This window comes from Pseudomonas sp. PMCC200344 (assembly GCF_030053095.1).
GTDB lineage: Bacteria > Pseudomonadota > Gammaproteobacteria > Pseudomonadales > Pseudomonadaceae > Aquipseudomonas > Aquipseudomonas svalbardensis.
Genome location: NZ_CP125618.1, coordinates 3,966,788 through 3,992,840 on the forward strand (window position 1 = coordinate 3,966,788; position 26,053 = coordinate 3,992,840).

Consider the following 26,053-nt stretch of genomic DNA (forward strand, 5'->3'; position numbering starts at 1 on the left):
GATGGCGTGGAATCCGCAGGCCACCGCAACCAGTCTGTTTTTTTACCATCCCACCCGTTCGGTTCACGACTCGCCGTCAACAAGTCTCACTCTGTGGCAGTCAGACGGTCCAAGTTTTTGACCGCTTGATGAGCGAACATCAATCGGCATCAGCGGCTGGCCGGACTCGTTGTCTATCAGCACAGAACGCGTCTCCTGCGGCTCGAACAGGAACCGTTCACCCCACTGCCTCATACTGACCACAACCGGAAAGATCTCCCGTCCTTTGTCCGTAAGGACGTACTCCTTGTAGGCGCTTCCATCTGACGCCGGTCGAACGTCGAATACCCCGACCTCGACCAACGTTTTCAGTCGCGATGCCAGAATATTTTTGGCCACGCCCAAGCTCTTTTGAAATTCGCTGAACCGGCGAATGTCATCAAAAGCGTCGCGGATGATCATGAGCGACCATCGATCCCCAATTGCCTCCAGTGTCCTTGCTACCGGGCATTCGCTGCGTTGCGGTGAAGCGTCTTCGACCATCTTTTTTGACCTTCCGGAATGTGGATTTGCCAAGTATGTCCACCAGACTGGCGCAATGTGGTTGCAATTTAAAACCTGATTCGACAACAATTGAATCTAGTTCTTAATTGAAACCAGTTTAACGCCATGGAGGTGTACATGACAGCAGATGCCGACTCAGCCACCAAACGGTTCTCCGGGCAGCCTCCGGGATTGCTGCATTCGGATACCGGAGAAAGCAGCAGGACCGACCGGTCTCCGGGGCTTTCCCCGTCGCTCACGTTATTGTTTTCTGTCACCTGCGCACTTGCAGTAGCCAATGTTTACTTTGCCCAACCCTTGCTCGCCTCAATGGCTGAGAGCCTGGGCGTCGCCTCAGGATTAATCGGGGTCGTGGTGACGGCCACTCAGGTTGGATACGCGCTGGGGTTGCTGTTCATCGTCCCACTGGGCGATTTGGTCAACCGTAAGCGGCTGATTTTGACTCAAGTGATGCTGTCTGCAATTGCGCTGGCGGCGGTCGGCGCAGCACAGCAATGGCTGGCCCTGTTGGGTGCCATGATCGTGATGGGCTTACTGGCAGTGGTTGTTCAAGTACTTGTGGCATACGCCGCCGTGTTGGCAGCGCCATCACAACGGGGGCATGCAGTGGGGACAGTAACCAGTGGAATTGTCCTGGGCATTCTTCTGGCGCGGTTTACCTCTGGGCTGATTGCGGACATCGCGGGCTGGCGCGCCGTTTATTTCGTTTCCTCAGGATTGATGCTGACCATCGCGGCGGTGCTGTGGAGAGTGGTTCCTGTCACGGCGCCTCCAAGGCACCAAGACTCCTACCTGGCGCTCATAAAGTCGGTCTTCAAACTGTTTATCACCGAACGCACTTTACGCGCCAGGGGCCTTCTGGCCTTACTGATCTTTGCCGCTTTTTCCGTGCTGTGGACCTCCATGGTGCTGCCGTTGAGCGCCCCGCCGCTGTCGCTTTCACACACTGCCATCGGCATGTTTGGATTGGCCGGCGTCGCCGGTGCCCTTGCTGCCAGAAGAGCCGGTCGCTGGGCCGATCAAGGTTTGGGACAACGAGTTACCGGCATTTCGCTGGGGCTCCTGACGCTTTCCTGGTTGCCCATCACTTTTGCCGAGACGTCCTTGATCGCGCTGGTCTGCGGAGTGGTCTTGCTCGACTTCGCGGTGCAAGCAGTACACGTCACCAACCAGAGCCTCATTTTTGCTGCACGACCCGACGCCCAAAGTCGCATGGTCGGCGCATACATGTGCTTCTACTCGGTCGGGAGTGCGCTGGGGGCCGCAGCCGCGACCCAGGTTTATGCGCTTTGGGGCTGGATAGCAGTAAGCCTGCTGGGCGCCTTGATCAGCGCTACTGCCTTGGTTCTGTGGTTTCTCACGTTTCATTTTTCAACGACCAATCAAGGAAGATCAGCATGAAAGCCAGGCACCTACTACTCGCCATCTCGATTACTGCCATTTGGGGCGTGAATTTCTCGGTTATCAAACTGGGGCTCACCACCGTTGACCCATTCATTCTTGCCGGCATTCGCTTCACGCTATGCGCACTCCCGGCGATCTTTTTCATTCCGAAACCTGATGTGCAGTGGCGCTACATCATTGGTTACGGCCTGGTCTTCGGTATCGGACTTTGGGGCGTCGTTAACCTTGGCATCAAGTCCGGTCTTTCCGCAGGCATCGCTTCGCTGGTACTTCAGTTCAGCGCGTTTTTCACCATCCTGCTGGGTTCATGGATATTCAAAGAAAGCATTTCCCGCTTTCAGTACGCGGGCATGGGTCTCGCTCTGTGTGGTTTGTTGAGCATCGTCTCCATCGTTGATGGGACAGTAACGACGGCCGGGCTGATCCTGGTGTTGCTGGGAGCGGTCGCCTGGAGTGCGGCCAACGTGATCAACAAAAAAGCCAGGACCACGCAGGTCTTCGCTTTCCTGGTGTGGTCGAGCGCGTTTTCGCCCATCCCTCTTTTCGCGCTTGATTACGCTGTTAACGGCTCGACGGGGTACAGCGCATTGGTGAGTCAACTCGACTACCGCGCCGTCCTGTCGATCCTGTTCCAGGTATACCCCAATACACTGTTCGGCTACTGGGTGTGGAACTCACTTATGAAACGATATCCCGTGTCTACCGTCGCGCCATTGTCATTGTTGGTGCCGGTATTCGGCCTGCTCGGTTCAGTCATGATTTTCAATGAGACCCTGTCACTTAACAAAATCGTTGCAGTCGTTCTCATCGTGTCGGGTCTTGGCGTCGGTTTATATGGACAGCGCGTCCTCAGTGCGTTGCTCAAGCGATCTGACCGATGCCCATCGTGATGTAACAGCACGAGATGGAGACATTCTGAACACTGCTGAAGAGGAGACACTTGCTGCCTGGCTTGATCAGAGTGTCCATCGGCACCGGACCTTCTCATGCTGATTGTCTGCGCCAGGTGCCGGGTGATATACCGGACTGGCGTTTGAATGCGCGACTGAATGCTGCTTCGGATTCGTAGCCAACTGCAAAGCCGATTTGCGCCACATTACCGCGACCTTCGCGCAGGTGTTGAGCCGCCACGTGCATGCGCCAGAGCGTCAGGTATTGCATCGGTGGCTGTCCGACCAATGCCGTGAATCGCTCCGCGAATACCGAACGCGACATGCCCACTTCAAGCGCCAGGGCTTCTGCCGCCCAGCCCTCGGTTGGACGAGCATGGAGCAGCGCCAGTGCGCGCCTGATATGCGGATCCCGCAAACCCGCCAGCCACCCGCGCCGCTCAGCCGGGAGGTTCGCGACATACTGACTGACGGCTTCGACGAACAGCAATTCGGATAGCTTGACGATGACCGTTGTCGAGCCGACGCGCCCCGCCGCGATCTCACTGACAGCGAAACGGAATGAGCTTTCAATCCAGGCGCCCGAAGCCGTCGCGCGCACGTCTAACTGACTATCGCGGATCGACCGCCTGACCTTTCTCGCCGCGGACGAGGCGCGCCTGCTTAGCCAGATTCAGGGTCGAACCTATGCGTATATTTTTGGCCTGGTCGAGCGTTTATCAGTGCCAAAATGCTCGATCAAGGTCGGGCCCATGTCTTTGACGATCAGCTCGCACTCGAAGCGCTGGTGCGCTTTTCAAACGACGAGATCAAGCATCAGGAGCTGTTCCGGCGCATTGAGACGATGATTAGTACGCAATTGCCAACGGGATATCGTCAAGTTGCCGATCCAAACGATGTGGCGCGCGCGGTACTGGCGGCCAGCACCTGGTCGGTGTTGGCGCTGACCTGTCATATCGAGCTGTTTGTTCAGACGCACTACGTGCAAAGCATCGCCCCGCGCGAGGAGTTGTGCCCACTGTTCAAGGATGTCTTCAAATTTCACTGGAAGGATGAAAGCCGGCACGTCGTACTCGATGAACTGGAGTGGGAGGCGGAGCACGCGAAACTCTCCCCGGCCGAGCGCGACCAGGCAGTGAACGATCTGATTGCGCTGGTGGCGGCCGTCGACACAATCCTGCCGGCACAATCGGCATCCGATGCCGACTACTTTATTCGAAATGTTTCACGATCGTTCAGTGTCGATGAGACAGCGCAAATCAAAGCCTCCGTGCTGAGCGCCTACCGCTGGCAATACATTGTCTCGGGCGTGCAGCATCCACACTTTGGCCGGCTGCTTACGCGCAACCTGGTTTCGGCTCGCTGCCCTCTACTTTGCCATTGGCGTCGTGTTGGGCGTGGCGATGGGCGCTTTCGGCGACCACTCGCTCTTCGCGGTACATGCCCATGTCAATCTGTTGGGATGGGTATCGATGGCACTGTTCGGACTCATCGGCACAGCGCACCCGTCGATCACCGAAGGGCGCGCTGCTGCAGCACAGTTCTGGACGTACAACGTTGGCGTCCCGGTGATGCTCGGCGCACTGACGCTGCGCCTCAAGGGCTTCCCGTCAGTCGAGCCATTGATTGCCGTCGCATCAATCCTCATTGGCTGCAGCGTGCTGCTTTTTGTGTGGCTGGTGTTTTCGCGCATCGGTATAGCGGCCGAGCGCTTGAGCAGCGCGACACGCGAATCGCGCCTGTCATAACGCGCAAAACCAATAGCAGCTTTTGCTTAAAGTACAAAACGCCCGATGCGGTGCATCGGGCGTTAGGGTGAAACAGGTGTAAACCTGGTTCAGGACTAGACACTGGCGTCACTTCACATCGGTTACATCGCGGTATGGAAAATCTGCTCGATCTCGTCCTGATTGGCAGGACGCGGATTGGTAAAGCCGCAGGCATCCTTCATGGCATTGGTTGCCAGGATCGGGATATCGTCAGCCTTGGCGCCCAGTTCGGCGAGACCGCTCGGAATACCGACATCCGAAGACAGTTTACGGATGGCGGTGATGGCCGCGGCGGCGCCTTTTTCCGCATCCAGATGCTGAGTGTCGACACCCATTGCGTTGGCAATGTCTTTAAACCGGGCCGGGCATACGCTGGCGTTGAAGCTGGCGACATGGGGCAGCAGGATCGCATTACAGACGCCGTGGGGCAGGTCGTAGAACCCACCCAGTTGGTGCGCCATGGCGTGGACATAGCCCAGCGATGCATTGTTGAACGCCATGCCGGCAAGAAATTGCGCGTAGGCCATGTTTTCCCGGGCGGTCATGTCGTCACCCTGGGCAACGGCAGTGCGCAGGTTGGCCGAGATCAATTCCACGGCCTTGAGTGCACAGGCATCGGTGATCGGCGTTGCCGCAGTCGACACGTAGGCTTCGATAGCGTGGGTCAGCGCGTCCATGCCGGTGGCGGCGGTCAGGCCTTTGGGCATGCCTGCCATCAGCGAAGGATCGTTGACCGACAACAGTGGGGTGACGTTACGGTCGACGATGGCCATTTTCACGTGCCGGACTTCGTCGGTAATGATGCAGAAACGGGTCATTTCACTCGCCGTTCCGGCGGTGGTATTGATCGCGATCAACGGCATCTGAGGCTTGGCGGATTGATCCACGCCTTCGTAATCACTGATGTGCCCGCCGTTGGCGGCGCACAGGGCAATGCCCTTGGCGCAGTCATGGGGTGAACCGCCGCCCAGGGAAATAATGAAATCACAGTCGCTGCGACCGAGCAGCTCAAGACCTTTCTCGACATTGCTGACCGTCGGATTCGGTTTGGCGCCATCAAACAGGGTGGAGTTGATGTCCTGCTGGGCCAGAAGACTGGCTACCTTGGCGGCCACGCCGGCTTTGGCCAGGCCTGCATCAGTGACGATCAAGGCTTTACGGAAACCATATTTGCGGATTGCGAGCATTGCTTCGCCGAGACTGCCAATGCCCATCATGTTCACGGATGGAATGAAGAAGGTGCTGCTCATGATAATTCCTCTTTTATTCTGGAAACCCGAAAATCAGGTGAGGTCTTCTACTCATATCGCAGGCTGTGAGGCTGGTCTGATTGTCATCATTGACGAAGTTCAGCGGGAGATTTGCTACATCAAGTGTTCAGGCGAACAGTGTTTTAAGATGCAGAGGTGGATGGGCCATCGCAGCCGGTATCTTTTGATCATGGGATTGAGCCTAACCCTATGACGCCATACTGGAATGGTCCTTTAGCTTCCATTGGCACCTCCTTTAGTACTGGGAGGTAATGCGCCCTGACAAGTCCGGCGCGAGACCTGTGGCGAGGGAGCTAAATAGTCGCCCTCGGAAAATTCGGCTTGCCTGATCGCCACTCGGCGACTTTTTCGTACACCCCCTGGACCGAGCTCAAGCCAGCAGCTCGGTGATCCACCGGGCCTGCCGGGCGATGTCTTGCACCTTCTCCTCGGGCACGGCCTGCCGCGCACGGGCGAAGTGGGTCAGGGTCTTCTGCTTCTCGCGCAGCATGCGCTGCCACTTGATCAGGAACGCCGGGCTGCGTGCCTGCATCTGCAGCGGGCCGAAGTAAAGCTCCTCGGCGGTGTACATCACCGGCCCCGCGCGCTCGGCGACGATGATTTCGTAGTCGAAGCGATTTTCCTGCAGCAGTTCCTCGCAGAGGATGCGGTAGCCATTTTCCATCAGCCATTGGCGCAGTGGCTGCTCGCCGCCGTTGGGCTGCAGAATCAGGCGCTCCTGGCCGCTCAGACGTGCCTTGCCGCTGTCGAGGATGTCGCGGATCGTCTCGCCGCCCATGCCGCAGATGCTGATCGCCGTGATCCCGTCTCCCGGCTCGATCGCCGCCAGACCATTGGCCAGGCGCACGGTGATCCGCTGGTCCAGGCCGTTTTCGCGCACGGTGCGTTCGGCCGAGCGGAACGGCGTCAATGCCACCTCGCCGGCCACCGCCGCCACGATCGCGCCACGGCGCATCAACGCCACCGGCAGGTAGCCGTGATCCGAGCCGATGTCAGCCAGGCGCGCATCTGCTGGCACATGCGCCGCCACGCGCTCCAGGCGCTGGGACAATGTCTGTTCGTTCAACCGCCGTTCCTTTTTCAGTGTCCGCATCAGGTCGATATCAGCAGGTAGCGAAAGGCGCAAGCACGTATCCCGGCCATAAGTGGACAGAGCGTTCCAGAACCGGCCTCCAATACCAACCTGAAGCTATCAGTGATATTGCCATACCCGCGTTGAGAGAAATTCCCCATAAATGGGCTGTATTACCCGCATCCTGTTTCAACTTTTCCGATGGAGAACTGACCACAGAAGCAGGCGGCCCCGCCGGCGGGGAATTATAGGCTGTTAAATTTTTTGGCACAGAGAATGCTGTGTGTTCACTAGCACCTGCGCCGCAGATCAGGCGCGCATTGCTAGCCCTTCCGAGGAGTCACTTTCATGCGCATCGAGCCGCTAATCCTCACGCTGGTACTCATTCTTTTCATTTTTACGATAGGGGCAGCCTGGAGTCTTATCAGCTTGTTCAGCAGTTAAGGTCAGTGGGAAGAATTCATCACGTTTGGGTTACAGGGTGAAGGCCGGAGCAAGCGTTTCCTACGGTCCGACATACCGACCTGCCAGGGTGGCTCACCCATTTTCAGCTCAACAAACAGCCAGATTTTTTAAGAAAAAAAGAGAGGGCATCCATGCCCTCCCCTCCGCTTTTCACGCGTCTGCGACAGTACTGATCAGGACCTCAAGTGGCGAGAATGAAGTCCGCGGCAGTGACGGTTGTTGCATCGGCCACACCGACCAGGCGGATGGACTCAGGTCCTGCGGAGCTGATCAAGGTATCCGCACCCACATCGGTGATGATGACGTTGCCGGCAAAGGTCGCAGCAGTGACGCCGAACGCGGAAATATCGAGCCGGTCCTGGCCTCCCACCGCGTCGGCATCGAAGCCGATGATCTGATCGGTCCCGAAGCCCGCTGCGAACATGAAGATATCGTTGCCACTGCTGGCAACCATCATGTCGTTGCCGGCACCGCCAGTGACCGTATCGTTGCCAGTACCGCCATCGATAAAGTCATTGCCAGTGCCACCGTTCAGGGTATCCGTGCCAATGCCACCGAACAGTTGGTCGTTGCCGCCGCCACCATTGAGGGTGTCATTACCCCCCCCGCCGGTGATGACGTTGTTCAACCCGTTACCGTTGCCGACGAAGTTGCCGACTCCGGTGTAGGTCAGATTTTCGACATTACCGCCCAGCGTGTAGCTGGCCAGCGAAGTCTGCACGGTGTCCGTACCGCCACCCGCCACCTCGACCACCACGTCCAAGGCTGCATCGACGACGTAGGTATCGTTGCCGGCGCCCCCCAACATCCGGTCAGCACCTGCACCGCCATTGAGGAGGTCGTTACCCACCCCGCCGGTGATGGTGTTGGCCTGCGCGTTACCGGTACCGGTGAAGTCACCGGCGCCCGTATAGGTCAGGTTCTCGACGTTGGCACCGAGCTGGTAGCTTGTCAGGCTGGTTTGTACCAGATCGGTACCACCACCCAGCGCCTCGGTGACAAGGTCACCGACGTTGTCGACCACAAACGTGTCGTTGCCAGCACCGCCGTTCATGGCATCCGCGCCGAGCCCACCGTTGAGGGTGTCGTTGCCGTCCTCGCCATTGAGGACGTCGTTGTCGTCTCCGCCGTTGAGGATGTCGTTGCCAGTGCCGCCAAACAACTGGTCGATACCGGCGAGGCCATTCAGCGTATCGTTCCCGCCCAGGCCAAACAGCACATCGTTACCTACGGTGCCGGTGAGGGTGTTGTCCAAAGCGTTGCCCTGCAGCACCACGCCCAGAGCCGCAACCGCCACCGTCGCCGCCGAGGTCACCGACTCCAGCGTACCGAAGCCATCGGTGTAGCGCACGATCACTCGCAGTTGCAGATTGACCTGCGCCGCACCAGGGGTGAAGGTCGCAGCGGTCGCGCCGTTGATGTCGGTGAAGGACGCGCCGACACCTTGCTGCCATTGGAAACTGAATGTGCCCAGCCCATCCGCATCGGCAATCCCGGCCGTCAGCGCGGTCAGCACCTGCCCTTGATCCGGGGTTGTATCGCTGATCAGCAACGCGCCTGTCGGTGCATCGTTGATGTTGGCCACCGGCCCCAGGATGTTGGACGAAGCGCTTTCGGCCACACCGAAGTCATCCACGTAACCGATCACCACGCGCACTTGCTGGCCGACCTGAGCCTGGCCAAGCGCGAGCGTGCTATCGGTAGCTCCGGCGATGTTGACGAAATCAGGCCCGTTGCTCGCCTGCCATTGGTAGGTGAACTGCGGATTGCTGAGGCCATCAATGTCGATGATGCTCGCCGGGTCAGCGGTCAACAGCTGATTCTGCACTGCAAGCCCGGTTACGGTCGGCCCTTGAGTTGGTGCATCATTGACGTTGTCCACCGGCCCCAGGATGTTGGACGAAACGCTTTCGGCCACACCGAAGTTATCCACGTAACCGATCACCACGCGCACTTCCTGGCCGACCTGAGCCTGGCCAAGCGCGAACGTGCTACCGGTAGCGCCGGCGATGTTGACGAAGCCAAGCCCGTCGTTCGCCTGCCACTGGTAGGTGAACTGCGTAGTGCTCAGGCCATCGGCGTCGATGATGCTCGTCGGGTCAGCGGTCAACAGCTGGTTCTGTACTGCAAGCCCGATAACGGTCGGCCCTTCGGTCGGTGTACTGTTCCCGGACGAGTCGACGATCTCCAGCGTGCCCTTGGCATCCTGGTACACCGCCCGGACGCGGATGTTCAGACCCGCCACATCGTCCGTCACCCGGTAGGTGGTGCCGCTCGCCCGCGTTGCCTCGCCAGCGGCGACGAAGGTGATGTCGTCATAGATGCCCGAGCCGGCAATGTTTTCGACCTGCCAGAAGTAAGCCACCCCGCCAGTCACCGCACCGGTCGGATTGGTTACGCTTTGGCTGTCCGCGTCGTGTACCGCTCGATCACTGACGCGCAACAACTGGCCGGCGACAGGCGTATCGTCACGCACACCGGTGCCAGCATCGAGGATTGCCAGATGGCCCGATGGGTCGTTGTTTTGCGCGGTGCCCACTCCGGACAACTGCGCAACGTCAGCGAACTGCAGTCGCTCGATGCCCGTCAAGCGATCGACGCCATCACGCCCCGCCACCGAGTCGGTCACAATGACCGTGTCGCCATCGATCTCGACGCCGTATTCCCCCGCAGTACCGGAGAACAACGCAGTGTCGAAGCTGTCGGTGCCGGTCAGAATCTCCCGCACGATGACCAACTGGCCCGGGTTGTAAGTACCGTTCAGCATAAACGGCACCAGTGGCTCCATGCTGTTGAACGTGGCGATTTCCGCGCCAGTGCCGTCAGCGTTCGCCCGTACGCTGATGCGTACGTTCAGCCACTTGTCACCGTCGATGATGTCGTCACCACCGCGACCTTCGATCAGGTCGCTACCGCCACCGCCGAGGATGATGTTGCCGCCGTCGAAGAACGTCGCTCCGGCGGGCAGCAGATCAGCGAGGCCGTCGATCAGGTCAATGTTGGTCAACACACTGCCGGTTGCACCCGCAGAGGGCAGAGACGTGGCATCTTCGTTGTCACCGCGCAGGAAGTCACCGTGGGACGAACCCGACAGACCTTCCATGATGTCGAAACTTACCTGCGCCGAAGCACCCGAACCCGGCAGCGGCGGAACATCGAAAAAGCGGTCGGTGAAATCGATGGTCACGCCCTGGGCGAGCCCCTTGAAGGTCGCCCAGTCATAGCCGGAGCCGCCGATATAGCGGTCACCGAAGCCGAGACTGCCCACCATGATGTCGTCGCCACCTTCGCCGTTGAACTTATCGTTCTCGTTACCGCCGATGAACACATCGTGGCCGATGACAGGGTCGTTGCCGAGCGGGTCGAAGTTGTCGCCAGGTGCACCGTCCGAGGTGCCCTTCTCGATCCAGTCGTCGCCTTCGTTGCCCATGTCCTGTTCGTTGGCTTTGCTACCCAGAATGAAGTCGTTGCCGTGGCCACCAATGGCCTCGGAAGCGTCCTCGCCGGTCACGATGAAGTCATTACCGAACCCGCCGATGATCAGGTTGACGCCGTTGCCACCGTGCAGCACGTCGTTGCCGTCGCCACCCTGGATGTTATCGTCGCCGCCGCGGTCGCTGATGATGTCGTCGCCGGCGCCACCGCGCAGTTGGTCGTTGCCGTCACCGCCTTCGATGCGATCGTTGCCGCCGTCACCCCAAACCGTGTCATCACCTTCACTCGCGATGAGGATGTCTGCATTGTTGGTGCCGCCCAGCACGATGTGCTCTTCACCCGAGTACCGGATGTAGTTGGTGTCCGGCCCCGCGGTCAGCGGATTGTCGCGGAACACCACCTGCTCGCCATTCTCGCCAAGCGGATCGGCGTTGCCCAGGCCATCGTTGTACTGCTTGCTCTTGTCGTTTTCCAGATAGAACCCTGGGTCCGAGAACACCAGGCCCGGCAAGTGCGTGGCCGAGGTGTTGGCCATGATCAGCTTGGCGAACGAGTTGCTTTCCAGTTCGGCGTTCATCGACAGGCCAGCAGTTCGCTCCAGGTAGTAGAAGCGGTCACCGTCCTGCAGTTTTTCCAACTGGTTCTCGAACACGAAGTTGAAGGTCGAACCGAGCATGCCGCCGAACGGAGTTTTCTCTTCGGCCAGGCCGCCGATCCAGAGGTCGATGGCATCGACGCCCGTGACAGTCACGCCCTTCAGATCGTCGGCAGTCCCCAGCAGCCCATCCTTGCCGGCCCGCGTCACGTTGGCCCAAGTGCCAGTGCCGTTGAGGAAGTCCAGACGGTCGGCCGGCGCACCCGTACCACCAAATACCAGCGCCAGGGCTGCAGCGCGTTTGCCTTCCAGCGTGGTCGCCGCCGTGATCGTGTCATGGGTGCCATAGGCCGCGATGAAGTTGATCAACGACTCTGGATGTTTGAGGTGCTGCACCAGGTCGACCCAGCTGGTGTAGGGCTTGAGTTGGGTATCACCGGTTTGGCTGTAGATGTCGCGGCGGACCGCATTGAGCGAAGGAATCCCCACGTCGCGGCCACGGGCGATATTGATCGCCGGCAGGTCAAGCGGCAGGCCGAGCAGGTTACTGCGCAGCGCCTCGGTGACGAACTCGTCGATTTCGTTACCGGCTTGCCGAGTCATCCCACGCACGATCGCACTGGTCGCATCCTCGGGCGTTACGCCACTGGCGGCGTACGCCAACGGGTTGAGGAACGCCGCGATCAGGCCGAGTTGCTGATCAGGATCAGCACTGTTCGGATCGCCGACCACGTTGAAATCGACATCGAAGCGATCGACGGTCTCGGTCAGCATCGAGTGGCCAAACCGGTACACGGTGTGGGCGAACTCGGCGACGATCGAGGCATCGAGGTCAACGTCATAGACCTGGGTCGGTGCGAAGAACAGGTCGACGTTGGGCTGGATGGTCCGGGCAAACTCCTCGAACACCAGGTGCTGATACTGCATCTCGGTGCCGAACTTGGCAGCCTGGAACAAGCGCTCGCCATTCCACACCAGCGCATCGATCTCCGTCTGGTTGGCGGGCAAACCGCTCACCGGGGTCAGCAGCCACTCGTTGAGGAAGGCCAGGTCAGCCGAATCGAGCACGGTGTCCTTGGTCTGCGCGACCAGCCGATTGTGCTCGGAGTGGAAAATCGCATGCACCGCGGTCAGGCCAATGTTCTCGTTGACCCGGCCGTCGCCTGCGATGTAATGCGCATCGAGCAACTCGTTGTCGTAGGCCAGGTTGGCCCCGGTGTGCGGATTGGCCGGCACTGCGTTGCCAATAGCGGAATCCGCGTCAGGCACGAGCACGCCACTGCTGAACACCGGCGCTGCATTGTGGGCAATGTCGGCGAGGAACTGGTGACCGGTGCGCACAGCATTGGTCAGGCTAATGGGGGAAAGCGGATTGCCTTCGACCAGAACGTCATCAGCCGTGCCGCCCAGACCGTCAACCCCCTTCATCACGACCATCGGGAAGCCGTTCGGCCCCTTGATGAAATTGCCATAGGCGTCGGTCGCCAACAGCGGCGAGTTATCGACGTCGGCATCGGTCAGGTGGATACCCAGAATGTCGTTGGCCTGCGCCTTGACCACCTTCCAGGTCGCCATACCACCGATTTCGCTGTCGTCTGCAGTCCCAAACTTGCCGTCCGGCCCCAGGTCACGGTTAGTGATCAGTCTGCCGGTCGCGATCGGGCCGTTGTCGGTCAGCTCATAACCGCGCAGGAACACCTGATGCGACGGGTGCGAGCTGTAGGTCTGGTTTTGGTCCACGAATGGCGACGTGGTGTTGGTGTGTTCATGGATGTCGTCGGCCGTGCCGAGAACGCCATCCGCCCCCGGCTGGTTGGTCGCGCGGGTCAGCACCATAAAGTTGGTGTGGCCACCTGGCACATACAGTGGATCATCCGGTTGCAGCGGGATGAAGATGGTGCCCGAACCGCCCTTGGTCAGCAGGTCCAGCCCATGATCGAAGAACTGCCCGAAGAAGGTCATCCAGGCGTTGAACGGCGCGGACAACCCTGCGTCCGACGCGGTGTTCTCGAACAGGTACACATCATGGTCGTCGGCAGTACCGAACTGACCGTCCATGCCGGGGCTGGCGACTATCCGTGTGCCATCCTTGAGCACGTCGTCGTTATCCTCCGCGCCGAAGTTGAGCACACCGTCCGCACCCGGGTCGTAAGCCGTGGCGTAGGCCGCCGGGTTGTTCGACGTCTGGTCGACGATCAGATTACTGATGGTGCGCGGTTGCGAGTCAAACACGTAGCCGCTGGTCTGCTGATACGACGATCCCGGAATGGCCGGCGAGCCGGGGCCGAAGAAGCCGGCAGGCGCACCTTCCGCGGGATTGAAGACCGGATCGGTCACGCGCGGAAAGACGTTATCGGCGGCGCCAAACTCGGTATTGTTGATGCCGTTGTGGTTCATCAGGTTGTTGTTCGAGCCATCGACCGCACGCAGGCCCAACGGCGCGCGGATATTCGGGATCAGCGAAAGGATGTCCTGACCGGCCGCGTCAGCCTCGGCAATCTTGATCTGATCAAGGATGAAGTTGAGGTCGGAGCGGACCATGTTGAGGCCCTCGCCGCCCGCGGTAGCATTGACAACGGGTGTCTGGGCCGTCGGCACAACCGGCGCGCCGGGTTCCACCACGGCAGTCGGCTGCGAGAACAGCACTTCAGTCGTGCCATGACCATCCTGATAGATCGCCTTGACCCTCAGTGACAGCCCGGCAAGATCAGGCGAGACCTTGAAGGCGGTGCCGTCTGCGCTCTGGAATGCCAGGTTACCGGCAGGCAGCAGAATGATGTCTTCGAAAATGCCGGTGCCCGGGTCGGCTTCGAACTGCCAAAAGTAGGACACCGAGGCGTTGTTGATAAAACCCTGCAAATTACCCACCGCGATGTTGTTGGCATCGCGCACCCCGGCCACGTTCACCGTCAGCGTGTCGCCCACTGTGATTGCGCCGCCGTTTGCATCCGTGACGGTTGGACTGCCGAGCGGTTGTGCATTCAGCCCCGGCACCAGCACTTGCTGGGTATCGGCGAACTGCAGGCGTTCGATATGCAACAGGGTATCGGTACCGTCGCGACCCACTTCGGTATCGGTCACCGTCCAGACATCATCCGCCACATCGGCCGTGCCGCGGGTGTCACGCGTCACCACATACTCGGACTGAAGCCCGGAGAAAATGGCGGTGTCAAAGGCCGCCCCGCCCGTCGAGCTGCCGGGCAGGATTTCCCGCACGGCCTTGAGCTGACCCGGGTTGTACGTGCCATCGATCATGAACGGAATCATGTCGACCATGCTGTCGAAGCTGGCGATCTCGGGGCCGGTATGATTGACGTCACCGGCGTCATAGACCGCAATCCTGACGTTGAGCCATTTGTCGCCATCGATCAGATCATCACCACCGCGGCCCTCGATCAGGTCACTGCCATTGCCACCCAGGATGATGTTGCCCGTGGCAAAGCCGGTGGTCGGCAAACCGGCGTCGGCCAGAAACTGCTCCAGTCCGCGGATCAACGCCACATTGGTCAGCGCACTGCCCGTGGCGCCACCGTGGTCGACGATAGTGACCGCATTAACATTATCGCCCTTGAGCACATCGCCGAATTGCGAACCAGACAAGCCTTCGACCTCGGCAAAACGGTCGAGAATCGAGGCCGGCGACGCGCCGACCGGATTGAACGGCCCGTTGTTCTGGTTTGGCGCGTTGCCGTGTGGCTGCGCCAGCGCAGCCATGGTCAGGTCAACGGTCACGCCGACCCTGTCATTTTTATGGGTTACCCAGTCGAAACCGGACATACCGTCCATATTGTCCTGGGCATCGCTGCCGACAAAGATGTCATCGCCACCCTCGCCGATCATTTCGTCGAAGCCGCCACCACCGACAAAGATGTCGTTTCCGATCGTATCGTCATTGAGCAACGGCGAGGCGTTATCGCCAGGCGCACCGTCCTGGGTGCCCTTTTCGATCCAGTCATCACCTTCGCCACCGGTAGCTGGCAGGTTGGTCTTGGCGCCGAGGATGAAATCATCACCCTGACCGCCAAAGGTGGTGCTGACGTCTTCTGTGGTGATGATGAAGTCCTGGCCATCGCCCCCCAGGATGAGGTTGCCTCCAGCCAGCATGCTGCCAGCCACGATCACATCGTTGCCGGCATTGCCTTCCAGACGGTTGTCGCCGAACGAGTCGGTGATGATGTCATCGCCCGCGCCACCCAGTACCGCATCGTTCCCGGCGCCGCCTTCGAGGCGATCGTTGCCGCCGTCGCCGTAAAGGGTGTCATCGCCATCACCGGAGACAATGATGTCATTGCCGGCGGTGCCGCCCAGGACGACATGGTCTTCACCGGTGTATTGCAGATAATTACTGTCCGCACCCGCGGTGTTGGGGTTGTCGCGGATCACCAGCGGCACGATTTCCACGCCGTTGATCATCAAGCCGCCCGTCGGATCGGCTTTGCCGCCCGCGCCAAGGTTTGTGAACTGATTGGCCTTATTCACTTCCAGGGTGTACGTCGGTGTCAGGAATACGGTGTTCGACAGGTGAGTGACATCGGTGTTGAGCATGATCAACTTGGCAAAGGAGTTGTTCTCCAACTCGGTGCCGAAGTTCAGGCCCGCGACGCGCGACAGATAGTAGAAACGGTCGCCGTTCTGCAACGCCTCCATCTGGGTTTCAAACACGAAATTGAACGTCGAGCCGAGCATGCCGCCGAACGGCATTTTCTGCTCGGCGAGGCCACCGACCCAGAAGTCGATGTCGTCAAGACCCGTGATCGTCACACCCGTCACGTCGTCGGCAGTACCCAGCAGCCCATCCTTGCCGGCCAGCGTTACGTTGGCATAGGCATCGGTGCTGTTGAGGAAGTCCAGGCGGTCAGCCGGTGAACCAGTACCGCCGAATACCAGCGCCAAGGCTGCAGCGCGTTTGTCTGCCAGTGTGGTCGCCGCCGTAATCGTGTCATGCGTGCCATAGGCAGCGATGAAGTTGACCAACGACTCGGGGTGCTTGAGGTGGTCCGCAAAGTCAGCCCAACTGATGTACGGCTTGAGTTGGCTGTCGCCGGTTGATGCGTACATCTCACGGCGCGCTTCATTCAACGTAGGGATGCCAGTGTCGCGACCACGCGCCAGGTTCAAGGCCGGCAAATCGAGCGGCAGACCGAGTAGATTGTTGCGCAACGCTTCGGTGACGAACTCGTCGATCTCGTTGCCGAGCTGACGGGTCACACCGCGAATGATCGCCCCTGCCGCTTCGTCCGCAGTCGCCCCGCTGCCGACAAACGCCAGCGGGTTGAGGAAGGCCGCGATCAGACCAAGTTGCGAGTCCGGGTTGTTCGGGTCAGTGAGGAGCGGATTGAACTCGGGGTCGAAGCGATCGACGGTCTCGGTCAACATCGAGTGACCGAAGCGGTACACCACGTGGGCGAACTCGGCGAGGATTGCCGGGTTGATCGAGGTGTCATACCCGTTGGGTGCAAGGAATTCGTCGATCTGCGGCTGAATGGTCCGCGCGAACTCCTCGAACACCAAGTGCTGGTACTGCATCTCGGTGCCGAACTTGGCGGCCTGGAACAGGCGTTCGCCGTCCCACACCAACGCCGCGATTTCGGCGGGTGTAGTCGGTATCGCGGTCACGTCGTCCACCAGCCACTCATTGAGGAAGGCCAGATCGCCGGCGGCAAGGAGGGTGTCCTTGGATTGCTGGACCAGGCGGTTGTGCTCGGAGTGGAACACATGGTGCACCGTGGTCAGGCCGATGTTCTCGTTCACCCGGCCGTCGCCGGCAATGTAGTGAGCGTCGAGCAGTTCGTTGTCGTAGGTCAGGTTTTTGCCGCCCGCGCCAACGGGCTGCGCATTGCCGATATCGGCGTCAGCATCCGCCTGCAGAACCCCGCCGACGACTACCGGCGCGGCATTGTGGGCGATGTCGTCGAGGAAGCCATGCCCGGTGCTCACAGCGCTGGCCAGACTGATCGGAGCATCCCGGTTGCCTTCGACCAGTTGCGTGACGTCATCAGCCGTTCCGGCGATACCGTCAGCACCGTTACTAACGCGCATCACCACCTGTGGCATGCCGCTCGGCCCCCGGATGAAGCTGCCATACGCATCGGTTGCCAGCAGCGGCACGCTGTGCACATCGGCGTCGGTCAGGTTGATACCGAGAATGTCACGGGCCTGGGCCTTGACCACTGCCCAGGTCGCCATGCCGCCATTTTCGCCGTCGCCATCATCGGCAGTGCCGAACTTGCCGTCGGCGCCGAGATCGCGGTTGGTAATCAAGCGCCCCGTTGCAACAGGGTCACCTGCCGCGTTAAGGACATACTCGCGCAGGAACACCTGATGCGAGGGGTGCGAGCTATAAGTTTGGCTTTGGTCCACGAACGGCGAGGTGGTGTTGGGCTGGCCATCATCGGCTGTGCCGAGTATTCCGTCCGCGCCGGGGGTATGCACTGCCCGTGACAGCACCATGAAGTTGGTCGGGCTGCCCGGCACGAACAACGGATCGTCCGGCTGCAGCGGAATAAACACGAAGTCGGTACTGCTCTTGCTGAGCAGGTCGAGGCCGTGGTCGAAGAACTGGCCAAAGAAGGTCATCCACGAGTTGAAGCCGGCGGTCAGACCAACGTCCGGCGACTGGTTGGGGATGAAGAACACTTCCTTGTCGTCAGCCGTACCGAACACGCCATCCAGACCGGGGCTGATCACCGGGTTTGCACCGCCGTTCGCCGCTACTGCGGCCGGGTTGTTAGCGGTCTGGTCGGCAATCAGGTTACTGATAATCCGTGGCTGCGGGTCGACCACCGTCCCTGTCCCGGCGTACGCCGCTCGATACTGGGCATCAAGCAGGCGCAGGAAGGAATTGTCCGCGGCGCCAAATTCGGTTTGCCCGGCGACCAGGTTGTTGTAGCTGCCATCGACGGTGCGCAGGCCGAATGGCACCTGGCTGTTGGGTAGCAAATCACTGAGGCTGGCGCCGTCGGCATGCGCTTCTGCGATGAAGATTTGCTTGAGGATGAACTCCAGGTCCGACTTGTTGAAATTGGCCATTTAGATTGCCCTCGATCTCTTTGGGGAAGGGCACGGGACGATAAGAATCCTCCCACGCCCAGTCCGGTGCTGGCTTGCGCAGTGTGTTGGTTCTTTTTTTTGGGCGAGCGCTGGCGCGGGATGGCAAAGCCGTTACACGGCCCCCCGGGATGCACGCCTGGAATTCGCGAAAGAATGGCTCACTAAGCGATTAGGCAGAGCGAACCCGTGCCCTGGGAGGGCCATGGAAACTTGAAGAAAAGGCGAACTTCTTGAACATCCCCTTCACTCTGCAGAAGAACGAAATCATCGACATGTGTGCTCCATCGGGAAAATCTTGACGCCTTGCGTTGCCAAAAAGTTGACAGACTCCAGGCGGCCGGCTCCCTCAATGACTGAGACTAAAGTTCCATAGCGAAAAATTGTCAATTTTACGACACGAAAAACAGACGACTGGCGATTGACCTCTTAACTAGCTGTTTTTATGAGACTTATAGGAATTCATTCGCAGCATTAGAGCGAAATGTTATTTCAGATTGTTACGACCACACCTACGCTGCTAGCCATGAGAGCGACGCAGTGATTTGCAGGTGATGCGCCCCTAGAGCGACCAACCTGCGTCTCAACCAGCTGCCTGCGGAACTGCATCTGTTAGTTGTTGCGCCGCAAGGGCAAACGGCTTTTTGAAGAGGGGTCACCCAAAATGCACAAACAATCGAGCACTCGATCAGAACTGGCTGACGCTCTCTTTCGACTTCGCCGCAGTTTTTACTCGCTCGCAGGGTTCAGCGGCGTGATCAACGTCATGATGTTGACGCCAGCTATATATATGTTGCAGGTCTATGATCGGGCCTTGGTCAGTCGCAACGTCACAACGTTGACGATGTTGACCATTCTGGTGATAGGCCTGTTCATGCTGATGGCCACGCTGGAAATGTTCCGCACCCGCGTGCTGATCCGGGTCGGCAACTGCCTCGACATGGACCTCAATCGACGCATTTTCACCGCAGCATTCGAGCGTAACCTGAGCCGCGCCGGTGGTAATCCGGCCCAGGCCCTGCAGGATCTCGCGCAGGTGCGTCAGTTCCTCACCGGCAATGGCCTGTTCGCTTTCTTTGATGCGCCATGGACGCCGATCTACCTGCTGGTCGCCTATCTGATCCACCCGCTGCTCGGACTGATCACGCTGATCGGCTCACTGATTCTGGTGTGCCTGGCTTATCTCACCGAGAAGGCGACGCAAAAGCCGCTGGCCGAAGCCAATCAAGCCGCCCTCTCCTCCGCCAGCTACGCCAACAACAACCTGCGCAACGCCGAGGTCATCGAGGCCATGGGCATGCTGCCGTCGATCGGCAAGCGCTGGTACCAAAGCCATTTGCGCATACTGGAAATGCAGACCCTGGCCTCCGACCGTGCCGCCCTGATCAGCAGCACCGGGCGCTTCGTGCGTATCACTTTGCAGTCGCTGATCCTCGGCGCCGGCGCGCTGCTGGCGATCGAAGGCAAGATCACCCCCGGGATGATGATTGCTTGCTCGATCCTCACCGGCCGCGCGCTGGGCCCGGTGGAACAAGTCATCGCGTCGTGGAAGCAGCTGCTTGGCTGCCGTTCGGCTTGGGGCCGGTTGAACGAGATGCTGAACGACTATCCGCGCCGGCCACCGAGCATGTCGCTGCAGCGGCCGCTGGGCATGCTGGCGGTGGAGAATGTGTATGCCGGCGCCCCCGGCACCGGCAACACGATTCTGCGCGGGGTGAGCTTCAACCTTTCCCCCGGCGAAAGCCTTGGCATTATCGGTCCATCCGCCTCGGGCAAATCCACCCTCGCCCGCCTGCTGGTCGGCGTCTGGCCGGCACAGGCCGGCAAGGTGCGCCTGGACGGCGCGGACATATTCACCTGGAACAAGGGCGAACTTGGCCCCTGGCTCGGTTACCTGCCACAGGACGTGGAGCTGTTCGAAGGCACCATCGCCGACAACATTGCGCGCTTTGGCGAAGTGGACAGCGACGCGGTCATCCGCTCTGCCAGGACGACTGGAGTGCACGAGATGATCCTGCGTTTGGCGCAGGGTTATGAGACCCGTCTGGGCACCGATGGCAGCCCGCTTTCCGGTGGCCAGAAGCAACGCATTGCCTTGGCCCGCGCGCTGTATGGAGAACCCAATCTGATTGTGCTGGATGAGCCGAACGCCAACCTCGACGACGTCGGTGAAAAGGCCTTGGTCGATGCGCTGGCCCAACTCAAAAACCGCGGCGCCACCGTCATTCTGATTTCCCACCGTCCCAATGTGCTCTGCGCCGTCGATAAGGTGCTGATGCTGCGCGACGGCGGCATGCAGATGCTCGGCACTCGCGACGAAGTATTCGCAGCGCTGCGCAAGGCCAGTGTGATGCCTGCAGGCGCGTCAACTCCGCTGGCCTCCGTCAAAGCACGGGAGTAAACGATCATGCAAATGAACCAACACACCGACATGATTCTCGCCGATCCCAGGAACGAAGTGGATCTGGACGTCGGTAAGCCCGTGCGCTGGGGCATGTTGCTGATGCTCGCCGGCTTCGGCGGTTTCCTCCTGTGGTCCTGGCTGGCGCCGCTGGATGCCGGCGTGGTGGCGACAGGCACGGTAAAAGTCACCAGCAATCGCAAAGCCGTGCAGCATCTGAGCGGCGGCACCGTGGAGGCCATTCTTGTTCGCGAAGGCGATTCAGTGAAAAAGGGCCAGGAGGTGGTCCGCCTTGACTCGCTGCGTGCCGCTGCCGAACAGGGTGCGGTCAGCGCCCAGTACATCGTCAGCAAGACGGTGGAAAACCGCCTGGAAGCGGAACGTGACGGCCGCGATGTGGTGAACTACGATCCCGAATTGCTCAAGCGCTTCGGGAATGACCACCGCCTGGTGGCCGCCATGAGTCTGCAACAACGCCTGCTGGACACCCGGCGCGCCGGCCTCGCTGGCGAAATCAGCATCCTGCAGGAAAACCTCGCGGCGTCGGCGGTGCAGCTCAAGGGACTGCAGCAGGTCTATGGCTCCCGCGCCTCGCAGATCAACTTCCTCAACCAGGAACTGAAAGGCACCCGCGTGCTGGCGGCCGAAGGCTATGTGCCGCGCAACCGTCTGCTTGAACTGGAACGCAGCAATGCCGACCTCTCCGCCGGCCAGGCCGAGAACCTCAATAACATCGCTCGCATACGTAGCCAGACCACCGAAATCAAGTTGCGCATCCTGCAGCGCCAGCACGATTACCAGAAGGAAGTCGAATCGCAGCTCACCGACACCGCCAAGGAAAACACCACCCTGGCCGACCGCTTGCGTGCGCTGGACTATGAAGTGACCCACACGGTAATTCGCTCGCCGATCGATGGCATGGTCCAGTCCCTAAGCATTGCTACGATCGGCGGGATCATTCAGCCCGGCTTCAAGATCATGGAAATCGTTCCGGACAACGAACCGCTGCAGGTCGACGCGATGATTCCCGTGCAGGCCATCGACAAGATGGTCCCCGGCCTGGCCGTAGACATTGCCTTCCCGGCCTTCAACCATGCCCAGACGCCGAACATACCCGGCCGCGTGAAAACCGTTTCCGCAGACCGCCTGCTCGACGAGGAAAGCAAGGAGCCGTTCTACCTGGCTCAGGTAGAAGTCACGCCCGATGGTATGAGCCTTCTTGGCAGCAATCACATTCGTCCCGGTATGCCCGCCAGCGTCACCATCAAGACTGGCGAGCGCAACATGATGAGCTATCTTCTCAAACCAATGCTTGAGCGTGTTGACAGCTCCTTCAAGGAACAATGAAATGGACCGTCATTGCCTGTTCTTCTGCCTGCTGGCGGTGTCCCTCCCGGCCAGCGCCATGGACCTCAAACAAGCCTGGGATCTGTTGCAGTATCAAGGCCCTGTCTATCGCGCCGCCGTGCATGAAAAGGAGGCTGGTGTGGAAAACCGCGCCATCGGCATGGCGGGTTTGCTACCGCAGATCAGTGCCTCGGCCTACGACAACAAGGTCAATGGCACCCAGCGCCAGAGCGGCGTCGAAAGGGATCTCGATTACGACTCCAAGGGCGCTAACGTGCGCTTGCGCCAGCCGCTGTTCAACAAACAGAAAATGGCCGAGTACCGCCAAGGTAAACAGCGTGCCGACTACAGCGTCGCGGTGTTCGATGCCAAGAGTCAGGACGCCGCGGTGCGCCTCGCCGAAAGCTATTTCGACGTGCTTTTGGCCAGCGAAACCATCGTCCTCGCCAAGTCCAAGCTGAGCGCCTTCGATGAGCAACTCGCCTCGGCGAAACGGCGCATGGAGCTGGGGGCCGGCACCGTCACCGACATCGACGAGTCGGTCGCTCGCCGCGACCTCGCCGCGGTTGAGCTGATCGAAGCGCAGGACAACCTGGTCAATGCGCGCCGCAAGCTTGAGGAGTACATCGGAGAAACCCCCGAATCCCTGACCACCTTGCGTCCGAGCTTCAATACGCCACCGCTGCTACCGAGCAACCTGCAGGACTGGTTGGTCAAAGCCCAGAGCGACAGCCCGCTGATCCATGCGCGCCGTCATAGCAGCGACCTCGCCGAAGAAGAAGTAAAGCGCGCCAGGGCCGGCCACTGGCCGACACTGGATTTCGTTGCCGGCTACACCGCGGGCGATAGTCAATCAATCTCCGAGCTCAATCAACGCAACCGCTACGGCTCAATCGGGCTGGAAGTAAACTTCCCGTTGTACAGCGGTGGCGGCACCAGCGCGTTGACCCGCCAGGCCAGTGCCAATAGCTATAAGGCCCTGGACGAACTCGACGCCACGCGCCAGGAAGTCATCACCGGTACCACCCGTGAGTATCGCGGCGTACAGAGCGGCGCCACACGTATTCAAGCGCTGGAGAGAGCAGTGGAGTCCAACGAACGCTCGCTGACTTCGACACGCAAAGGCTTCAAAGAAGGAGGCACCAGCACCAACTCGGATGTCCTCAATGCCGAAGAGCTGCTCTTCGTTGCGCGTCACGATCTGTTCGAGGCCAAGCTGCGCTACTTGATGTCGCGCCTGCGTCTGGCCTCTTCGGTGGGCAGTCTGGGCGACGACGATATCGACCACATCAACGACTACCTCGGCCCGGAACTGTTGGTCACCAACTGACTTTCACCAGCGCGGCAATTTTTACAAGGTGGTCGGCAGAACCCGGGCACGCAACAGCGTTCCCTTCGCCCACCTTCGAGGATGCGCCGCTTCATCCGCCTGCATTACTCAACCAAACTACTCAACCCATACAACTGCGACCTCCGATCCAGATGCAAATCATTACGTGCACTGATTCGCTTGTTCCGCGCCTCAGCAAGATTCAGCGTCGCCAACAAAATCTGCTCGCCACCCTGCTCCGCCCCCCCTGCCACAGGGTAGCCATCGGCATCGACGATCACCGAGCCCTGCACCCAACTGCCCCCACGTTCATGACCATGCCGATCACAGGCGGCGATGAACATTCGGTTGACCGAGGCGTTGGCCTGGACTCGCACAACTTCGGCCGGACGCTCGGTTTGAGGCCGTGGCCCATCGGGCCAATTCACCGGTGCGCAGAGCAGGTCCGCACCGGCCAGCGCCGGGAGTCGCACCCACTCGGGGAATTCCAGGTCGTAGCAAATCAGCATGCCGATCCGTCCATGAACGGTTTCTACAACCGGCGGCGCGTCGTTTCCGGCGCTGAAGATTTCGTTCTCGCCATCCCAGAGGTGCGCCTTGCGGTACACGGTGCGCAGACCTTGGGCATCGATCATCGCCGCGCTGTTGGCCAGTTTATCGCCGGCTAACCGCTCGCAGAATCCACCCACCACGACGATGTTCAATTCCCGGGCCAGCGCCGTCCACAGAAGCAAGGTCGGCCCTTCGACGGTTTCCGCCAGGGACAGGGCTTCGCTGCGGTCGGCAAACAAGTAGCCGCTCTGGACCAGCTCAGGTAGCACCACCACCTGGGCGCCCTGGTAGGCCGCCGAGCGAATCGCCCGTTCGGTCAGCTTCCGGTTGTAAGCGAGGTCGCCTATTTTTGGCGCCAGTTGGCAGCAGGCGACCACGGTACTTTTGGTGCTGTTCAACGCCCCTCCTCCACAGACTGATGAGCCATGGAAACAATGTCGCTCTCGGTGATCGAGTCGATAATCCGGTGTTCGTACTCAAGGTCTATCGAACGGCTGAGGAGGTAATACGTCAGGCCCGAGACCACCAGGCCAACCAGCCAGGCGATATCCACGCCTTCCAGCATCCGCGCCAGCGTCCCGACGAACACCTCTTTGCCGGCCGCCGCATCAAAGATGTAGAAGAAGGGCACCATGGCGGCGAAGCCAATCAGATAAGAGACGATGCCGCGAAATTGCCAGGCGCCGTAAATGCCCTTCGGCGTGAAGAAATGCGGGATCGCGTAGCGGCCTTTGCGCACGAAGAAGTAGTCCACCAGATTGACCGCGGTCCACGGCACGAGGAAGTACAGCAGCAGTACGAGGAAGGTGTTCAACAGGGCGATCCCATCGCCTTTGATCGACAGCACACAGGTCAACAAAATGACGCTGATCGCGGAGATCGACATCACTCGGGCGCGAGGTGTCGGCGTGATTTTTTTGATCGAATCCACACCCGTCAGCAACGTCAGCATGGCGCTGTAGGTGTTGAGCGCAATGATCGGCAGAAAGCCCGCCACCGAAACGATCACCAACACATTGCCCAGGCCTGGAATCATCGAAGAACCGACCTGGTTCAGCGCCACCAGCGCATCCGCCGCTTTCAGTTGCTGAGCAAGCCAGGCCCCGAGGCCGATCATCCAGCCGCCCGACAACGAAGCGCCGATAAATACGGCGGCGATCAGTTTTGGCCGACTGGTATTTTTCGGCAGGTAGCGGGAATAGTCAGAGACATAAGGCGCATAGGAAATGTTGTAGCTCGCGCCAATGGCAAACAGTGTGGCGAATGCAATCCAGCTGAAACCCAGGTCGGTCGCCGGAGTGACGCCCTCCTGGCCTGCGCCGAACATCAAGGCGATGGTGACCAGCGCATACAGCGGCAACGTTGCGAGCAACGCCCACTTGAAGGCTTTGTGCATCAGGTCATGGCCGTAGATCGACAGCAGCGCGCCGATCAGCACCACCGCAATGGCGACGATGGTCGGGTCGATGCCAAACACATGTTCGAGGCCGTTCATGATCAGCGAGATGTTCACCACGTTGAAACCGACGAACACAAACATCGTCGCCATCAAGGCCAGAATCACCCCGCGATATCCAAACTGCGCACGCGACTGGATCATTTGCGGCAGGCCCATTTCTGGACCTTGCGAGCCATGAAACGCCATGAAAATGGTGCCGAACATGATGCCCAGCGCACCGGCCAACATCGTCCACAGCGCCGACAAACCAAGGCTTGGGCCGACAAACCCGATGGAGATGGTGAAGAAGTGGAAATTGCCTAGAAACCAGAAAGGGCCCTGGCTGCTGAGCTTGGCGTGACGTTCGTTTTCCGGAATGTAATCGATCGAGTGGCCTTCGATGGCCAACCCGCTGCTCGCCTCGATGGCGTGCGCAGATTGAGGGGACCCTGACATATGAGTGTTCCTATGCTGGTGATTGTTGTTTTTATGGG

Annotated in this window: 12 protein-coding genes and 2 pseudogenes; 7 read left to right on the forward strand and 7 right to left on the reverse strand. The window is 59.8% G+C overall.

Features of this window, described 5'->3' with window-relative positions; genetic code table 11:
• Nucleotides 1–63: 63 nt before the first annotated feature.
• Nucleotides 64–522 carry a helix-turn-helix domain-containing protein gene (locus tag QFW87_RS18145; RefSeq protein ID WP_283180831.1) on the reverse strand — a complete coding sequence of 153 codons (459 nt, stop codon included), beginning with the start codon at nt 520–522 and terminating at the stop codon, nt 64–66.
• Between the two features lie 138 nt (nt 523–660).
• Here QFW87_RS18145 and QFW87_RS18150 point away from each other — a divergent pair, with 138 nt between their 5' ends.
• Nucleotides 661–1,944: an MFS transporter gene (locus QFW87_RS18150; RefSeq protein ID WP_283188448.1), complete on the forward strand. Its 1,284-nt coding sequence runs from the start codon at nt 661–663 to the stop codon at nt 1,942–1,944.
• Nucleotides 1,941–2,837, forward strand: a complete 897-nt coding sequence (locus tag QFW87_RS18155) for an EamA family transporter (RefSeq protein WP_283188449.1) — start codon at nt 1,941–1,943, stop codon at nt 2,835–2,837. Before QFW87_RS18150 ends, QFW87_RS18155 begins: the two co-directional genes overlap by 4 nt.
• A gap of 94 nt (nt 2,838–2,931) precedes the next feature.
• On the opposite strand, the pseudogene QFW87_RS18160 reads toward QFW87_RS18155, so the two are convergent.
• A pseudogene (locus QFW87_RS18160) lies at nt 2,932–3,444 on the reverse strand (AraC family transcriptional regulator); the annotation flags it as partial.
• A gap of 4 nt (nt 3,445–3,448) precedes the next feature.
• Between QFW87_RS18160 and QFW87_RS18165 the strand changes: the two are divergent.
• Together QFW87_RS18165 and QFW87_RS29860 are read left to right on the forward strand one after the other, a co-directional pair.
• A pseudogene (locus QFW87_RS18165) lies at nt 3,449–4,182 on the forward strand (diiron oxygenase); the annotation flags it as partial.
• Nucleotides 4,163–4,585 (forward strand): hypothetical protein, encoded by a 423-nt coding sequence (locus tag QFW87_RS29860; protein WP_349294098.1) that lies wholly within the window; start codon nt 4,163–4,165, stop codon nt 4,583–4,585. The pseudogene QFW87_RS18165 and the gene QFW87_RS29860, both read left to right, overlap by 20 nt.
• A 122-nt stretch (nt 4,586–4,707) precedes the next feature.
• Here QFW87_RS29860 and yiaY read toward each other — a convergent pair whose 3' ends face one another.
• The 3 genes from yiaY to QFW87_RS18180 all read right to left on the reverse strand — a co-directional run bounded on the left by yiaY (nt 4,708) and on the right by QFW87_RS18180 (nt 18,473).
• Complete coding sequence (gene yiaY / locus QFW87_RS18170; RefSeq protein ID WP_283180834.1) at nt 4,708–5,856, reverse strand: L-threonine dehydrogenase; 1,149 nt, start codon at nt 5,854–5,856, stop codon at nt 4,708–4,710.
• A gap of 391 nt (nt 5,857–6,247) precedes the next feature.
• Entirely contained in the window at nt 6,248–6,943 is a 696-nt protein-coding gene (locus QFW87_RS18175) for a tRNA (adenine(22)-N(1))-methyltransferase TrmK (RefSeq protein WP_283190934.1), read from the reverse strand.
• Between the two features lie 652 nt (nt 6,944–7,595).
• Complete coding sequence (locus tag QFW87_RS18180; protein WP_283188450.1) at nt 7,596–18,473, reverse strand: peroxidase family protein; 10,878 nt, start codon at nt 18,471–18,473, stop codon at nt 7,596–7,598.
• Between the two features lie 682 nt (nt 18,474–19,155).
• On the opposite strand from QFW87_RS18180, the gene QFW87_RS18185 reads away from it, so the two are divergent.
• Genes QFW87_RS18185 through QFW87_RS18195 form a run of 3 tightly spaced genes read left to right on the forward strand, consistent with a single transcriptional unit; the run spans nt 19,156 to nt 23,569 of the window.
• Nucleotides 19,156–20,892 (forward strand): type I secretion system permease/ATPase, encoded by a 1,737-nt coding sequence (locus tag QFW87_RS18185; protein WP_283188451.1) that lies wholly within the window; start codon nt 19,156–19,158, stop codon nt 20,890–20,892.
• Nucleotides 20,893–20,898: 6 nt separating this feature from the next.
• Nucleotides 20,899–22,239, forward strand: a complete 1,341-nt coding sequence (locus QFW87_RS18190; RefSeq protein ID WP_283188452.1) for an HlyD family type I secretion periplasmic adaptor subunit — start codon at nt 20,899–20,901, stop codon at nt 22,237–22,239.
• Nucleotide 22,240: 1 nt separating this feature from the next.
• Complete coding sequence (locus QFW87_RS18195; RefSeq protein WP_283188453.1) at nt 22,241–23,569, forward strand: TolC family outer membrane protein; 1,329 nt, start codon at nt 22,241–22,243, stop codon at nt 23,567–23,569.
• A 104-nt stretch (nt 23,570–23,673) separates the two neighbouring features.
• On the opposite strand, the gene QFW87_RS18200 is transcribed toward QFW87_RS18195, so the two are convergent.
• Nucleotides 23,674–24,519 (reverse strand): nitrilase-related carbon-nitrogen hydrolase, encoded by an 846-nt coding sequence (locus QFW87_RS18200; protein ID WP_283188454.1) that lies wholly within the window; start codon nt 24,517–24,519, stop codon nt 23,674–23,676.
• Nucleotides 24,516–26,015, reverse strand: a complete 1,500-nt coding sequence (locus tag QFW87_RS18205) for a cytosine permease (protein WP_283188455.1) — start codon at nt 26,013–26,015, stop codon at nt 24,516–24,518. Before QFW87_RS18205 ends, QFW87_RS18200 begins: the two co-directional genes overlap by 4 nt.
• Nucleotides 26,016–26,053: the final 38 nt, after the last annotated feature.